This is a genomic window from Streptomyces sp. NPDC048639, from assembly GCF_043199075.1.
Classification (GTDB): Bacteria; Actinomycetota; Actinomycetes; order Streptomycetales; family Streptomycetaceae; genus Streptomyces.
In genome coordinates this window covers 602,848-618,970 of the sequence record NZ_JBICVP010000002.1, presented here as the reverse complement: position 1 = coordinate 618,970, position 16,123 = coordinate 602,848, and the positions used below count along the sequence as shown (strand labels likewise).

The window sequence follows — 16,123 nt, the reverse complement described above, 5'->3', positions numbered from 1 at the left end:
ACATGCGACTCCCCGCCTCGATCCCACCGGGCCCCGTCGTGCCGTGCGCGCCCCCCGGTGACATCCGCCTCCGGTGACGTCCGGCGTCCTCAGCCGAAGTGCCCGTAGCACCCCGTAGCCGAAGTACCCCGTGCGCGGCGGCGATCCCGCCTCGCACACGACCCCGATGGAAACCCCAGTGATCACGACAACAGGCCTGACCAAGGTCTATCGCTCCCAGGGCCGCCAAGTCGCCGCCCTCGACGGTGTCGACCTGCACGTCCGCGAGGGCGAAGTGTTCGGCGTCGTCGGCCGCAGCGGCGCCGGCAAGTCCACGCTCATCCGCTGCGTCAACCTTCTGGAGCGCCCCACCTCCGGCAGCGTCGTCGTCGACGGCCAGGACCTCACTGCCCTCGCGGGCCACGGCCCGGAGCCGTCCCGGGCCGGAGGTCGCGCCGGGAGCGCCGGCGCCGACCTGCGCCGCGCGCGCACCCGTATCGGCATGGTCTTCCAGCACTTCAACCTGCTGTCCTCGCGCACCGTGCAGGACAACGTCGAACTCCCCCTGGAAATCCTGGGCACCACCCGCCGGGAGCGCTCGCGCAAGGCCCTCGAACTGCTGGACCTCGTAGGCCTCGCCGACAAGGCCAGGGCCTACCCCGCCCAGCTCTCCGGCGGCCAGAAGCAGCGCGTCGGCATCGCCCGCGCGCTCGCCGGCGACCCCAAGGTGCTGCTCTCCGACGAGGCCACCTCCGCCCTCGACCCCGAGACCACCCGCTCCATCCTCCATCTGCTGCGCGACCTCAACCGCCAACTCGGGCTGACCGTCCTGCTCATCACGCACGAGATGGACGTCATCAAGACGGTCTGCGACTCCACCGCGCTGTTGCGGGGCGGCCGGATCGTGGAGACCGGCACCGTCGCCGAGGTGCTGGCAACCCCTGGCTCCGAGCTGGCCCAGGAGCTGTTCCCCGTGGGCGGCGAGGCCTCGGGCCCGGACCGTACGGTCGTGGACGTCACCTTCCACGGCGAGGCCGCGACCCAGCCGGTGATCTCGCAGCTCTCCCGTACGTACAACATCGACATCTCCATTCTCGGCGCCGCCATGGACACCGTCCGCGGGGGTCAGATCGGCCGGATGCGCATCGAACTGCCCGGCCGCTTCGAGGACAACGTCGTGCCCATCGGCTTCCTGCGCGAGCGGGGCCTGCGGGTGGACGTGGCCGGGGCCCCGGTCACGGCCGAGCCGGTGAAGGAGGCCGTCAAGTGACCTGGTCCGAGATGCAGCCGCTGCTGACCGACGCGTGTGCGGAGACGCTCTACATGGTCGGCTGGTCGGGCCTGATCGCCGTCCTGGGCGGCCTTCCCCTCGGCCTGCTGCTCGTCCTCACGGACCGCGGCGGCCCGTTGGAGAACGTCGTGGTGAACAAGGCCGTCGGCCAGATCGTCAACATCGGCCGCTCCATGCCGTTCATCATCCTCATGGTCGCGCTGATGGCCTTCACCCGCTGGGTCACGGGCAGCACGATCGGACCCGACGCGGCCATCGTCCCGCTGGCGATCGGCGCCATCCCGTTCTTCGCCCGCCTGGTCGAGACCTCCGTACGGGAGGTGGACCGCGGACTGGTCGAAGCCGTGCAGGCGATGGGCGGCGGCACCTGGACCGTCGTACGGAAGGTGCTGCTGCCCGAGGCGCTGCCCTCCCTGATCGCGAGCGCCACCACGACCGTCGTCGCCCTCATCGGCTACTCGGCGATGGCCGGGACCGTCGGTGCGGGCGGACTGGGCGACCTCGCGGTCCGCTACGGGCACCAGCGCTTCGAGACCGGGCTGATGTGGATGACCGTGGCCGTCCTGGCGGTCGTGATCTCCGCTATCCAGTACGCCGGTGATGTCGCGGCGCGGCGCCTGTCCCGCACGGCCTGATCCGTTCACCCGCGCTCGTACCGCTTGAGCCACGCGCTCGTACCGCTTGAGCCCGCGCTCGTACCGCTTGAGCCACGCGCTCGTACCGCTTGATCCGTACGCCCATCCGTACGGCCCGCACCGTTCAGCCGCCGGCCGTCCCCCTGGCTTTCCGTCCCCACCCGCCCCCGCCACCCCGAGGGGCCGCACCACCCATGAGAAAGGCACTCTTCGTGCGTAACACCACCAAGATCACCACCGCTGTCCTGGCCGCAGGGGCCCTCACCCTCGGGCTCTCCGCCTGCGGCGCGGGCTCCGCCTCCACCGACGAGGCCGACCCCGACGCGCCGCTCCTCGTCGCCGCCAGCCCCGTCCCGCACGCCGAGATCCTCAACTACGTCAAGGACCACCTGGCGGAGAAGGCGGGCCTGAAGCTCGAGGTCCAGGAGTTCACCGACTACGTCACGCCCAACACGGCGACCGAGGACGGCTCGGTCGGTGCCAACTACTTCCAGAACCAGCCGTACCTGGACGACTTCAACCGGAAGAACGGCACCGACATCGTGCCCGCCGGCACGGTGCACCTCGAACCGCTCGGCCTCTACTCGAAGAAGACCGGCTCGGAGAAGTCCCTGCGCAGCGGCGCCACCCTCGGCATCCCCAACGACACCGTCAACGAGGCCCGCGCGCTCCGCCTTCTCGACGCGGGCGGTGTCATCGAGCTGAAGCCCGGGGCCGGGGCCGACGCCACCCCCGCCGACATCGCCGAGAACCCCAAGAAGATCGCCTTCAAGGAGCTCGAGGCCGCCCAGCTCCCGCGCTCCCTCGGCGACCTGGACGCCGCTGTGGTCAACGGCAACTACGCCATCGAGGCCGGGCTGAAGCCCGCCGAGGACGCCCTGATCGTGGAGTCCGCGAAGAACAACCCGTACGCCAACTTCCTGGCCGTCAAGAAGGGCAACGAGAAGGACCCGCGGGTCAAGAAGCTGGCGAAGCTGCTCACCTCGCCGCAGGTGAAGAAGTTCATCGAGAAGAAGTACCAGGGCTCGGTCCTGCCCGCGGCCGACGCGAAGTAGTCCCGGACGCAGCGATGCCCGCGCACCGCGGGCGGCGACGGGCTCCGCACCCCGTTAAGGAGGAGTGGAGCCCGTCGCCGTCGCTGCGGAACGCGACCGGTGCGTGACCCGGTGCTCCCCCGTACGCCCCCATGCTGCATGCTGGGTTCCCGATTCCCCCCCCATGACGGAGAGGCGCATGACATCCACCTTCCCGGACATTTCCATCAGTACGGAGCGGCTGGTGCTGCGGCCGTTCGAGGAAGGGGACGTACCCGCGCTCGCGGACATGATGAACGACGAACTGGTGACGGCGTGGACCTCCGTGCCCCACCCGTACACCCGTGACGACGCCCACGCCTGGGCCACCCGGATCGCGCCCGCCGAGCGGGCCGAGGGACGCGGCATCGTCTTCGCCGTCACCGAACTCCTCACGCAGCGCCTGGTCGGAGCCGTGCACCTGCAGCGCACCGACTGGCGTGTCCGCTCCACCGAAGTCGGATATGTCACCGCACGCTGGGCGCGCGGCGAGGGATACGCCTCCGAATCGGTGCACGCCCTGGCCCAATGGCTGTTCCGGGACCAGAAGTTCGAGCGCATGGAGCTGCGCACCGCAGCCGACAACACCGCGTCCCAGCAGGTCGCGCAGAAGATCGGCAGCATCAACGAGGGCGTGCTGCGCAACGCGTGGATAGCCCGCTCCCGTACCGAGGACGGCGGCTGGACCGACATCCGCACCGACCTCATCGTCTGGAGCCTGCTGCCGGAGGACCTCGAGGACCTCGCGGAGGCCTCGGTCGACGGCGACGGATACTCCGCGTACCCCGACTGGGGCTGACCGACCCGGCCTGGGATGCTCCGGTCCGGACCACCCGGGGTACTGTGCTCGTCCGGGGCACCGCCCCGCGTCCCCGCACGTGCCACCGGCCCGCTCACCTCGCGGGCTCCCGACCTGCGACTTGCCCAGGAGACTGACAACGATGGCCGACCGGGTCACGGTGATCGGCTACGACGGCTCGGCGCTGACCGCCGCGGCCCGCTCCGCGCTGGGCGCGGCCACGCTCGTGGCCGGTGCCGCCCATCATCTGGCGCTTCCCGAAGTGCCGCAGGCCGCCGAGCGCGTCAGGCTCGGCAGCGTCGACCTCGCCGCCGGCCGTATCGCCTCCCACCGCGGCACCGCGGTCGTCCTCGCCGACGGAGACCCCGGCTTCTTCGGGGTCGTCCGCACCCTGCGCGCGCCCGAGCACGGCCTCGAGGTCGAGGTGGTCCCCGCGGTCTCCTCCGTCGCCTCCGCCTTCGCGCGCGCCGGCATGCCCTGGGACGACGCCCAGATCGTCGTCGCGCACAGCCGCGACCTGCGCCGTGCCGTCAACGTCTGCCGGGCCCACCCCAAGGTCGCCGTCCTCACCTCGCCCGGAGCCGGCCCCGCCGAACTCGCCCTGCTGCTCGGCGAGGTGCACCGCACCTTCGTCATCTGCGAGGAACTGGGCACGGACCGCGAGCAGGTCACGGTCCTGACCTCCGACAAGGTCGCCGACCACACCTGGCGCGACCCCAACGTCGTCATCTCCATCGGCGGCTTCCAGACCACCGCGGCACCCGGCGTCCCCGTCCAGGGCGGAAGCTGGATCGCGGGACGCGACCCCGGCCAGCCGTCCTCGGTCCGAGGCTGGGCACTCCCGCCCGCGGACTACGGCTTCGGGCCCGGCACGCAGGACGGGCCGGGCGAGGGCGAGTCGCCCCAGCTCCGAGCCGCCCAACTCGCCCGTCTCGGGCCCCGCGTAGGCGATCTGCTCTGGGACATCGGCTCGGGCTCCGGCGCGGCCGCCGCCGAGGCAGCGCGGTTCGGCGCGGCCGTCATCGCCGTCGACCGCGACCCGGACGCCTGCGGACGCACCGCCGCCGTCGCCCGCCGGTACGGCGTCCAGCTCCAGCTCGTGCACGGCACCGCACCGGAGATCCTCGAAGACCTGCCCGAACCCGACGTCGTACGGGTGGGTGGCGGCGGCGCCCCCGTGGTCGCCGCATGTGCATCCCGCCGCCCCGAACGGATCGTCGCCCACGCCCCCACCCGTGATGCCGCGGAAGCCATGGGAGCGGTTCTCACCGACGCCGGATACGGCGTGGAATGCGCCCTGATCCAGTCTGTGGAGTTGGACACGTCGGTCGCGTCCTCGTGGACGGAACGCGAGCGCGCAGTGGCGTTTCTCCTGTGCGGACACCGCCTTTCGCGGCGCTGACCGCGGCTCGGTTCCACCCCTCGCGCACTGCCCCGGACGGGCGTTCCGGAAGTCGACCGGTGAACTGCCGCCGACACGTGGGCGGTAGGCTGGCGGACCGTTGTACCACCGCACGGCGTTCGCAGTTTCGTTCGCCAATGTCCGAGACGCACCCCCGTTTTGGGAGTGAGTGGTACGACGGTCGGGGGACGCGCGACGTGCCGCGGGGCGTACACGCTCGTTGTTCTCACCGGGCGGACGCTGCGTCGCCGTCCGGGCGGCCGGACGAGCGGTTGGAAGGAGCACTACCTATGGCGAGGGGTACGCATGACTGACACCGGCCACGTCCCGGGCGAGGGACTGCCGGAGAACGCAGGCGGACAGCAGGAGACTCCGCGGTACGCGGCTCCCGCCACCCCTGCAGGCTCCGGCCCGCCGGAGCAGCCGGGCGGCATTCCGGCCCCGGGTGCGTACGCCTTCCACGACCCGGCCGAGGGCGGGGCAGGAGGGGGCGAGGAAGAGGAAGCGCTGCTCATGCCCGGCGCCCAGGGTGCCTGGGGTGACCTCCCGGTGGGAGCGGTGCCGACTCAGGCGCACGCGCAACAGCATCCGCACGCCCAGCCGTACGCCGCCGACGCCTCCGCCGGATATCAGCAGCACACCCCTCCGCAGGCGTCGCCCTACACCACCGCGCACCCGCACGCGTATGTGCCGCCGCAGGCCCAGCAGCCCGCGGACTCCGGGGTCTACGAGCCGGGGGTACTCGGCAACCACCCGGGGACGCACGAGACCGGCGGTCGCGACACCGGGTCCGTCGACTACGGCGCCGTGCGGATGCCGCAGCAGTCCTCCGCATCCCAGTCCGTCTCCCAGCAGATGGCGGCACCTTCGCACCCGTCGCCCGTCTCCGCGACGCCTCCGGCGGGGACACCGACGCCCGGCCGGCGGCCGCTCCACCGCGGTCCCCAGGCGCCGGAGACATCGGGCGGCGGGGTCGTGCGCTCGCTCGCCGATCGCGGCCCCGCGGGCGCTCGGGCACAGGGCGCCGCCCCGGCGGCACCCGCGGCCGGCCCCGGTCCCGTACCGGGTCCCGAGTACCTCGACGTGCCGCCCGAGGAGTCCGCCGTCGCGCTGTCCGTGGCGGCGTACGCCGATCAGTACGCCGCGTCGCTCCCCGGGCCGCAGCTCGGCGAGATCCCGCCGCAGGGCGCGCACTGGGACATGCAGGCGATGCACGACGGGGCGTACGACGGGGCTGCCGGCGCGACCGGCCATGCGGCTCAGGCCGCGGCCCGCTCTGCGGAGGCCTTTGCCTCCTCCGGTCATGCCTCCTCCGGTCGTGGCTCCTCCGGTCACGCCGCGGACATCGCCGTGGCCGGAACCGCCGAGTCCGTTGTCACCGGCGGTGGTTCGGGCTCCGACGGCACCACAGAGATCCCGCGTCAGGCACCCGAGCCGGAGCCCGCGGAGGCCGCCCCGGTGCAGGAAGGACCCGTGCCGGCCGGACCGGAGCCCATGGCCGTCCCCGAGGCTTCCGCGCCCCTGGGCCAGGAGCCGGTCCCGGCACAGGCCCAGGACCCGTCGGCGTACCCGGAGTCGGGGCAGGCCCACGATGCCGCGCCCGCGCCCGCGCCCGAGCAGGCGCCGGGCGACGGGTCGGACGAACAGCCGCCCATCGCGGGCGAGGGCGTGCACGACGGTGGTCCGCACGGCTCGGCGGCAGGCGTCGCCGACGGTGCCGCGGTTGCCGAGACCCCCGGGGGACCCGCCGTGCCCGATGCGGTGGCCCAGGACGTCCAGCCGGACGCCGCGCTCCCGGCCGATGGACAACCCGCCTCTGCAGAACCGCTGTTGAGCGCCACGGAACCCCAGCCTCCGACCGCTCCCGCAGCCACCGGCCCCCAGGCGGAGCAGCGCGCCGACGACAGTGAAGCGCCGGAATCCCGAGTCGATGCCGAAGCGACCGGCCAGGTTCCGGCGCAGCCCCAGGAACCGGTCGCGGCGCAGACGGCGGAGGCCCCCGAGGCGCCCGCCGCGGAGCCGGTGTCCGAGCCGTCGCCCGAGGTCACTGTGCAGGAATGGCCCGAGGCCCCGGTCGAGCCGGAGGCACAGCCCGAGCCCCAGCAGGGCGAGGAGGCCGAGCCCGTGGCCGCCGCCGAGCCCGTCGCCACGGCGACGGCCCCGGCAGGCGACGCCGGAGAAGCCGCCGAGCAGGACCAGGCCGACGCCGAGCGCCGAACGGTCCTGGCCGACGAGCTGGTCGCGCCCAAGTCCCGCCCGGAGCAGCCCGGTACGGAACCGGACGCCGAGACCGTGGCCCCCGCCGCGGCCGCCGAGCAGGAGGCGGCCGACGTCACGGCGACGCCCGCAGACGCCCAGGCCCCCGCAGACGGTCAGGCTCCCGGTGACGCCGAAGCACCTGCGGATGCCGAAGCGTTCGACGACCTCGCCGGTGACGACCCCGGCACGCCCGATGAGCAGGCAGCCGAACGCGCCCGCGCCGAGGGCTACGGCGACGCCGAGCGCGAAGCCGTGCTCCGCGTCATCCGTGAACGCCGCGACATCCGCAACGGCTTCCGCTCCGACCCGATCCCGCACGACGTACTGCTACGGGTCCTCGAAGCCGCCCACACCGCGCCCAGCGTCGGCCACTCCCAGCCCTGGGACTTCGTCGTCATCCGCTCCGCCGAGACCCGGCAGACGATGCACGAACTGGCCATGCGGCAGCGGGAGGCGTACGCCAAGTCCCTCCCGAAGGGCCGCGCGAAGCAGTTCAAGCAGCTCAAGATCGAGGCCATCCTCGACACCCCGGTCAACATCGTCGTCACCGCCGACCCCACCCGGGGCGGCCGCCACACGCTCGGCCGTCACACCCAGCCGCAGATGGCGCCGTACTCCTCCGCGCTCGCCGTGGAGAACCTCTGGCTCGCCGCGCGCGCCGAGGGCCTCGGCGTCGGCTGGGTCAGCTTCTTCGACGAGCGCGAGATGGTCCGCGCCCTCGGCCTCCCCGACCACCTCGAAGTGGTCGCGTACCTCTGTGTGGGATACGTCGACGAGTTCCCCGACGAGCCCGAGCTGATGCAGTCGGGCTGGTCCAAGCGCCGTCCGCTGTCCTGGGTCGTGCACGAGGAGACATACGGCCGCCGCGCCCTCCCCGGCGCGGAGCCGCACGATCTGCTGGCCGAAACCCTCCAGGGCATCCGCCCGTTGGACGCCAAGGCGCTGGGCGAGGCATGGGAGCGGCAGAAGCGGATGACGAAGCCGGCGGGTGCGCTCGGCATGTTGGAGATCATCTCCGCGCAGCTCAGCGGACTGTCCCGGCAGTGCCCGCCGCCCATCCCGGAGCCCGCGGCGGTGGCGGTCTTCGCGGGCGACCACGGAGTCCACGCCCAGGGCGTGACCCCGTGGCCGCAGGAGGTGACCGCGCAGATGGTCGCCAACTTCCTGGGCGGCGGGGCCGTGTGCAACGCCTTCGCCAACCAGGTCGGCGCCGAAGTGTGCGTCGTCGACGTGGGCGTCGCGAGCGAACTGCCCAGCACTCCTGGGTTGTTGCCGCGCAAGATCCGGCCGGGCACCGGCGACTTCACGATCGGTCCCGCGCTCACCCAGGAAGAAGTGCTGCGCGCGATCGAGGTCGGCATCGAGACGGCCAGGGACCTGGTCGCAGCGGGCAACAAGGCGCTTCTCAGCGGCGAGATGGGCATCGCCAACACCACGGTCTCGGCGGCCCTCATCTCCGTCTACACGGGCCTGGACCCGGCCGAGGTCACCGGCCGCGGCACCGGCATCAACGACGAGACGCACGCCCGCAAGGTCGACGTCGTACGGCGCGCGCTGGAACTGCACCAGCCCGATCCGGCCGACCCGATCGGGGTGCTGGCCGCGGTGGGCGGCCTGGAGCACGCGGCGATCGTCGGCCTGCTGCTCGGAGCGGCATCGCTCCGTACGCCGGTCATCCTCGACGGCATCAGCGCGGGCGCTGCGGCCCTGGTCGCGCGGGCCATCGCCCCGGAGGTCCTCGCGGCGTGCATCGCGGGTCACCGCAGCGCGGAACCGGGCCACGTGGCGGCACTGACGAAGCTGGGACTGCGACCTCTGGTCGACCTGGACCTGCGCCTCGGCGAGGGCACGGGCGCGCTGTTGGCGCTCCCGCTCGTGCAGAGCGCGGCACGGGCGATGCACGAGGTGGCGACGTTCGATTCGGCGGGCGTCACGGAAAAGGCGTAGCCCTTGCCGGGCGGGCCGCTCCGCGCTCGGGGGTTTGTTCCTCCGGGCGTGGGGCGGTTTCTTGCTGTTGTGGCTGTGTGGCTGTGTGGCTGTGTGGCTGTGTGGCTGTGTGGCTGTGTGGCTGTGTGGCTGTGTGGCTGTGTGGCTGTGTCCGTGTGGCTGTGTGGCTGTGTGGCTGTGTGGCTGTGTGGCCGTGTGGCCGTGTGGCCGTGTGGCCGTGTGGGTGTGGGTGGCGGTGGCGGGGTGGGACGGTCCCTTCGGGGCTGCATGATTTACGGTCCGGCCTGCTATCGGAGTTGTCTGCGGTTCGGCGTTGAGCCGGCCCGCAAATCACGCTCTACGCCCCTTGCCGGGACCGTCCCACCCCGCCCCCTTCTCTCGGTGGCCCCCTGTTCCTCTCGCGCCTGAACGACGTGTGGCGGACCGTGAGTTGGTTGTCTGCCGCTGTGTGGTTGTCGGCCTCGGCCCGGTCAGGCGTGTGAGTTGATCGGGCCGCGCTGGAGGTTCCTCGGTGCCGCGATGGTGTCCTTGGAGCGGTCGGCTCGCCCTGTTCTTGGGCTGCGTGACGATGAGTCCGGCTTGGGTAGGACTGCGCCGGATCCTGGACTGGGACGGGACCCCTGTGACTGCGTCGTTCGTCTGGTGGCCGTTGGCTGTGGTGGAGAAGGCTTGGGATCTGTGTGCGGCGCCGGATCGGGTTGGTCGCGGGGCGGCCGGAGGGGGTGGGGCGGGATGGTCCCGGCAAGGGGCGTAGAGCGTGATTTGTGGGCCGGCGGGCCACCGGGCCGCGGTCAAAGGACTCGGCGGGCCGGCCCGTAAATCATGCAGCCCCGGAGGGACCGTCCCACCCCGCCCCTGACCCACCCACCGGACAGAGCGCCCCACCCCGCCCCTGACCCACCCACCGGACAGAGCGCCCCACCCCGCCCCACCCACCCGCACCGCACGGGACAGCCCGCCCCGACCCCCACCCTGTCCGGTCGGCCGGAGCGGCGGATCATGGACCGATAAGGGGCCGATCAGGGGCCGATAAGGGATCGGACGGGGGCGCGTCCCCACGAGGCCGCCCGGACGTCCGAGGCGGCCTCACCGTAGGGTGGGCGGCGAGGGCCGACGCCGGTCGGCCTGCCGCTCCGGTGCCGCAGCGGCCACGTTCCCGCCTCTCCGCACGGAGGACTCGCACCAGCCATGACCGAGAACGCCGCCGGCGCCCCGACGCCGTACCCCGCCTACCCCGTCGGCCTGCGGCTCGCAGGACGACAGGTCGTCGTGCTCGGTGCCGGGCAGGTGGCCCAGCGGCGGCTCCCCGGGCTGCTCGCCGCGGGCGCGGACGTTCTGCTGATCTCGCCTTCGGCGACCCCCTCCGTCGAAGCCATGGCCGACGCCGGTGAACTGCGGTGGGAGCGGCGCCGCTACCGCGACGGTGACCTTGCCGAGGCCTGGTACGCGCTGATCACCACCGACGACGACGAGGCGAACGCCGCGGCCTCCGCCGAGGCCGAGGCCCGCCGTGTCTGGTGTGTGCGCAGCGACGACGCCGAGGCCGCGACCGCCTGGACCCCGGCCACCGGCCGCAGCGAAGGTGTCACGGTGGCCGTCCTCACCGGCCAGGACCCGAAACGTTCGGCGGCCGTGCGGGACGCGGTCGTCGAGGGCCTGCGCGACGGTACGCTCGCGGCTCCCCACCATCGCTCCCGCACCCCCGGTGTGGCTCTTGTCGGCGGTGGTCCGGGCGACCCGGACCTGATCACGGTGCGCGGCCGCAGGCTTCTCGCGGAGGCGGACGTCGTGATCGCCGACCGCCTCGGCCCGCGTGATCTGCTCGACGAACTCCCGCCGCACGTCGAGGTGATCGACGCGGCGAAGATTCCGTACGGCCGTTTCATGGCGCAGGAGGCCATCAACAACGCCCTGATCGAGCACGCGAAGGCGGGCAAGGCGGTGGTCCGGCTCAAGGGCGGTGACCCGTTCGTCTTCGGCCGGGGCATGGAGGAGGCCGAGGCGCTCGCGGAAGCCGGCGTTCCGTGCACGGTCGTCCCCGGGATCTCCAGCTCGATCAGCGTGCCCGCCGCGGCGGGCATCCCCGTCACGCACAGGGGCGTCGCGCATGAGTTCACGGTCGTCAGCGGCCATGTCGCGCCGGACGACGAGAGGTCGCTCGTCGACTGGGAGGCGCTGGCCCGGCTGCGCGGCACGCTGGTGCTGCTGATGGCCGTGGAGCGGATCGGTGAGATCGCCGAGGCGCTCATCTCGTACGGCCGGGGGGCGGACACGCCGGTGGCGGTGGTTCAGGAGGGCACGACGGCCGCGCAGCGCCGGGTCGACGCGACGCTCGCGACCGTGGCGGAGCGCGTGCGGGCCGAGGGAGTACGGCCGCCCGCGGTCGTGGTCATCGGCGAGGTCGTCGCCGTCGGCTCCCGTAACCCCCGGTAACTTCAGTGCGTAGGGCGCCGTTGGCACCGCAACCAGGACAAGGCAGTATCACCCTGTGGCAGAACTCATCACGGTCGACGACCCCGACGACCCCCGACTCGGCGACTACACGGGCCTGACGGACGTCGAGCTGCGCCGCAAGCGAGAGCCTGCGGAAGGGCTGTTCATCGCCGAGGGCGAGAAGGTGATCCGGCGCGCCCGGCACGCCGGGTACGAGATGCGGTCGATGCTGCTGTCGTCCAAGTGGGTCGATGTGATGCGCGATGTCATCGACGAAGTGCCCGCCCCCGTCTACGCGGTGAGCCCCGAGCTCGCGGAGCGGGTGACCGGCTACCACGTGCACCGCGGCGCCCTCGCCTCCATGCAGCGAAAGCCGCTGGCCACCGCGGCGGAACTCCTCACCTCCGCGCGCCGCGTGGTCATCATGGAGGCGGTCAACGACCACACCAACATCGGCGCGATCTTCCGCAGCGCCGCGGCGCTCGGCATGGACGCCGTGCTGCTCTCCCCGGACTGCGCCGATCCGCTCTACCGGCGGTCGGTGAAGGTGTCGATGGGGGCCGTCTTCTCCGTCCCGTACGCGCGGCTGGAGACCTGGCCGCGCGGCCTGGAGTCGGTGCGCGAAGCCGGGTTCAGGCTGCTGGCCCTGACGCCCGACGACAAGGCCACCGCCATCGACGCGGCCGCGCCGCACCGGCTGGAGCGGGTCGCGCTGATGCTGGGCGCCGAAGGGGAGGGGCTCTCCACCCAGGCGCTGGTGGCGGCGGACGAATGGGTCCGTATCCCGATGTCGCACGGCGTGGACTCGCTCAACGTCGGCGCTGCGGCGGCGGTCGCCTTCTACGCCCTCGCGAGGGGCCGCCCGGACGCCTGAGCCGTAACGTCTCGGCCCTCAAGCCGCGGACGCCGGACGCCTCAGCCTTCAGCCGACGGGGTCGACGGGGCGGCCGGGCCGGAACCGGCCGGCGGGGCGGGCAGTTGCGGCTGCGATCCGTACCGGGCCTTGAGATCCGGGGTCAGGCCGAGGCCCCGCGCCGGTCCCCGGCAGCCCTGAGCCGCCGCGATGCCCAGCGCCACCAGCAGTGTGACCGTGACGAACACGATCAGCCGCTGACGCAGCAGCCTTCGGTTGACGCCGGGGCGGCGGCCGGGCGGCGGTCCGGGGCGCGTGTGCGTACGGGTACTGGGACGCGTGCCGCCCCGTGCCCCGCCCCGAGCGACCGGAGTACGGGTCCCCGGGCGGGGCGCCGTACGGGGGGTGGAGGCCCGCGGCGACTGGGCACGGGAGACCGGCGTGGGCGTCGCCTGCCGCCGCTCCGTACGCTGCCGCGCGTACTCCTCCGCCGGCCGGCCCACCGGGCGCGGCGACTCCTGTCGCGGCGCCGGAGGACGGCTCTCCGGCAGGCCGTGCGCCTCGCGCGCCGCGATCTCCTTCAGCCGCATCGAGAGCTGCAGGGTGGTCGGCCGGTCCGCCGGGTCCTTGGCCAGACAGGCCTGGATGAGCGGGGCGAGGGAGTCCGGCACGCCGGAGAGCTGGGGCTCCTCATGCACCACGCGGTAGAGCATGACCTCCGAACTGCCCTGTCCGAAGGGGGAGTCCGAGGTCGCGCAGTACGCGAGGGTGGCGCCCAGCGCGAAGACATCGGTCGACGGCGTCACGGCGGCGCCGCGCACCTGCTCGGGGGCGAGGAAGCCGGGGGAGCCGACGGCCGTACCCACATGGGTCAGCGTGCTCGCGCCGGTCGCCCAGGCGATGCCGAAGTCGATGATCCGGGGGCCCTTGGGGGAGAGGAGGATGTTCGACGGCTTGAGGTCGCGGTGCACAACACCCGCGTCGTGCACGGCGACCAGGCCCTCGGACAGGGCTGCGCCGATCGACGCGGTACGGGCCGCGGAGATCGGGCCCTCCTCGGTCACCTTGTCGTGCAGGGAGGGCCCGGGTACGTACTGGGTGGCGAACCACGGCCGGTCCGCATCCAGGTCCGCGGCCACCAGCCGGGCCGTGCACCCGCCGCGGATCCGCCGTGCGGCCGACACCTCGCGGGCGAAACGCGACCGGAACTCCTGATCCTCCGCCAGATCGGGCCGGATCACCTTCAGCGCCACCCGCTGGCCACGCCGGTCCGAGCCCAGGTAGACGACGCCCATACCGCCGGCACCCAGCCGCCTGTGAAGCCTGAACGAGCCGACGACACGCGGGTCCTCGCGCCGGAGCCGCATCATCGCCATGTCCATCCCTGATAGCCGGTCCGCCTGACGTGCCACAGCTTACGGATTGCCGGCCCGGTGTGCTCATAGGCGCCGCATGCGTCGGCCGACGGATTGTCAGTGTCCGGTGGGATCCTGGGAGTACGGGGTGAGAGGGCCGCTGATCGGCGGCTCTCATCCCGGCGCGAGATCTCAACGCTCCCTCACGTAAGGGGGATTGATCCAGTGAAGGGTGACCGCGGAGAGATCGTGGTTGACGCCGGGGACACGACAAGGACGTACGAGATGGTGACCTCGCGGGCGGGCCCCAGGGTGGAGTCGGGGGTGCGCAGGGGCGTGGTGGGAGTGAGCGAAGTCACCCTCCCTCCACGCGTCGCAAGGCGAGATGCCCCCAGCCCCTTGGTGCGCACGGCACGGTTCATGGCGAGCCGGGTGCCGGCCCTGGTGGAGCCCCCCGTGCCCAGGACGGCTGACGGGACCGCCCCATGGGGGATGACCCGCAGGTTTAGAAGGGGATCTCCACCCAGAGGAGTATCCGGTTCCGCCCGGCGTCATCCTCCTGGAGAACCGCTAATCGATACGGAGGCATGACGCCCGGGGGTTCCGGCGTCCGTAATGTTGAAGTCAAGCGGCGGGCGGTTCACTCGTCCCCCGAGGCCAAACGCCCGCCGCTCCGGATCGGCACGTGAACAGGGAAGGGAGCGGGGGCCATGGCGGACACGGCAGGACGAACGGCTTTCGTGTCGGAGGGGCGCAAGGCAGTGGCCTCGTTCGGCATCCGTCCCTCCGGCACGCGCCACCCACTGGTCGCCGCCGCGATGGTGCTGCCGCTGGCAGCCGTGTTCGCGGTGGTCTTCGGCGGCTGGGAAGCCGTCGTCACACAAGCGTCGTCCGTGGTCGGCATGCTAGGGCGCTGAGCGGCGCCCAAGGCCCGGGAGAGCGGCCCGGGCCGGGGACAACCGGCCATCAACCCCGTGGGGACGGGGGTGCGGCGGACGGCACGAATGCCCGGACAGCTGGGGAGCTGTCCGGGCATCGCGCTTTGCCCTTGCCGGCGGGCCGCTCCGCGATCGGGGGTTTGTTGCTCCGGGCGTGGGGCGGTTTCTTGCTGTTGTGGCTGTGTGGCCGTGTGGCCGTGTGGCCGTGTGGCCGTGTGGGTGTGGGTGGCGGTGGCGGGGTGGGACGGTCCCTTCGGGGCTGCATGATTTACGGGCCGGCCTGCTATCGGAGTTGTCTGCGGTTCGGCGTTGAGCCGGCCCGCAAATCACGCTCTACGCCCCTTGCCGGGACCGTCCCACCCCGCCCCCTTCTCTCGGTGGCCCCCTGTCCCTGTCGTGGTTGAACGACGTGTGCCGGACTGTGAGTTGGTCGCCTGCCGCTGTGTGGTTGTCGGCCTCGGCCCGGTCAGGCGTGGCGTGTGAGTAGGTCAGGCCTTGTTGGTCTCCGGTCGGATTGATGACCGGCTCGATCTGTTTGGGGCTGCGCGGTGGTGTGCCGGGCCGTGTAGGAGGCCGCCACGTGCGTGCCCTGGACGGGGACAGGGGCCGCTGCGATTGCATCGATCGTCTGGTGGCTGTGGGCTGTGGGCTGCGGTGGAGAGGGCGGGGGTCTGCCTGTCGCGTCGACGCAATCGCTGGTGGGGGACTGGGGTGTGGCCAGGGCCGTGTGGGGTCGGGTTGGTCGCGGGGCGGCCGGAGGGGGTGGGGTGGGATGGTCCCGGCAAGGGGCGTAGAGCGTGATTTGTGGGCCGGCGGGCCACCGGGCCGCGGTCAAGGGACTCGGCGGGCCGGCCCGTAAATCATGCAGCCCCGGAGGGACCGTCCCACTCCGCCCCTGACCCACCCACCGGACAAGAGCGCCCCCCCCCCCCCCCCACCCACCGCACCGGTCGTAGGATCCGTTCGGGGTCGGCACATGTGCCGACCCCGAACGGGGGAGAGCGAGAAGGGGGACGGCCATGGGGACGGCACCGGTCGCCGATGAGTTGTGGCAGGTGGCGACGCGCGCACCCGGCAATACGGACGCACCCGCGACCCCGACCCCGACCACGACCCCGGCCCCGACCACGACCACGACCCCCACCCAGACCCCGGTCCC

General features: G+C 72.6%; 9 protein-coding genes and 2 pseudogenes. 10 read left to right on the top strand and 1 reads right to left on the bottom strand.

Going from position 1 to position 16,123, the window contains the following annotated elements; all coding sequences use genetic code 11:
• Window positions 1-166 precede the first annotated feature (166 nt).
• The 8 genes and pseudogenes from ACGFNH_RS07070 to ACGFNH_RS07035 all read left to right on the top strand — a co-directional run bounded on the left by ACGFNH_RS07070 (window position 167) and on the right by ACGFNH_RS07035 (window position 12,692).
• Complete coding sequence (locus tag ACGFNH_RS07070) at window positions 167-1,249, top strand: methionine ABC transporter ATP-binding protein (protein WP_393651993.1); 1,083 nt, start codon at window positions 167-169, stop codon at window positions 1,247-1,249.
• Window positions 1,246-1,896 (top strand): annotated as a pseudogene (locus ACGFNH_RS07065) (methionine ABC transporter permease); the annotation flags it as partial. The gene ACGFNH_RS07070 and the pseudogene ACGFNH_RS07065, both read left to right, overlap by 4 nt.
• Window positions 1,897-2,117: 221 nt before the next feature.
• Window positions 2,118-2,960 carry a MetQ/NlpA family ABC transporter substrate-binding protein gene (locus ACGFNH_RS07060; RefSeq protein WP_393652238.1) on the top strand — a complete coding sequence of 281 codons (843 nt, stop codon included), beginning with the start codon at window positions 2,118-2,120 and terminating at the stop codon, window positions 2,958-2,960.
• A 178-nt stretch (window positions 2,961-3,138) separates the two neighbouring features.
• Entirely contained in the window at window positions 3,139-3,777 is a 639-nt protein-coding gene (locus ACGFNH_RS07055; protein WP_393651992.1) for a GNAT family N-acetyltransferase, read from the top strand.
• A gap of 142 nt (window positions 3,778-3,919) precedes the next feature.
• Window positions 3,920-5,179: a precorrin-6y C5,15-methyltransferase (decarboxylating) subunit CbiE gene (cbiE, locus tag ACGFNH_RS07050; RefSeq protein ID WP_393651991.1), complete on the top strand. Its 1,260-nt coding sequence runs from the start codon at window positions 3,920-3,922 to the stop codon at window positions 5,177-5,179.
• Window positions 5,180-5,485: 306 nt separating this feature from the next.
• Window positions 5,486-9,385: a nicotinate-nucleotide--dimethylbenzimidazole phosphoribosyltransferase gene (cobT, locus tag ACGFNH_RS07045; RefSeq protein ID WP_393651990.1), complete on the top strand. Its 3,900-nt coding sequence runs from the start codon at window positions 5,486-5,488 to the stop codon at window positions 9,383-9,385.
• Between the two features lie 1,188 nt (window positions 9,386-10,573).
• Window positions 10,574-11,818 (top strand): uroporphyrinogen-III C-methyltransferase, encoded by a 1,245-nt coding sequence (gene cobA / locus ACGFNH_RS07040; RefSeq protein ID WP_393651989.1) that lies wholly within the window; start codon window positions 10,574-10,576, stop codon window positions 11,816-11,818.
• Window positions 11,819-11,873: 55 nt separating this feature from the next.
• Entirely contained in the window at window positions 11,874-12,692 is an 819-nt protein-coding gene (locus ACGFNH_RS07035) for a TrmH family RNA methyltransferase (protein ID WP_393651988.1), read from the top strand.
• A gap of 41 nt (window positions 12,693-12,733) precedes the next feature.
• Here the strand turns inward: ACGFNH_RS07035 and ACGFNH_RS07030 are convergent, their stop codons facing one another.
• On the bottom strand, window positions 12,734-14,047 hold the full coding sequence (locus ACGFNH_RS07030; protein WP_393651987.1) for a protein kinase: 1,314 nt from the start codon (window positions 14,045-14,047) through the stop codon (window positions 12,734-12,736).
• Between the two features lie 204 nt (window positions 14,048-14,251).
• Here ACGFNH_RS07030 and ACGFNH_RS07025 point away from each other — a divergent pair.
• Window positions 14,252-14,518, top strand: a pseudogene (locus ACGFNH_RS07025) (hypothetical protein); the annotation flags it as partial.
• A gap of 218 nt (window positions 14,519-14,736) precedes the next feature.
• Entirely contained in the window at window positions 14,737-14,943 is a 207-nt protein-coding gene (locus ACGFNH_RS07020; RefSeq protein ID WP_393651986.1) for a hypothetical protein, read from the top strand.
• Window positions 14,944-16,123 lie beyond the last annotated feature (1,180 nt).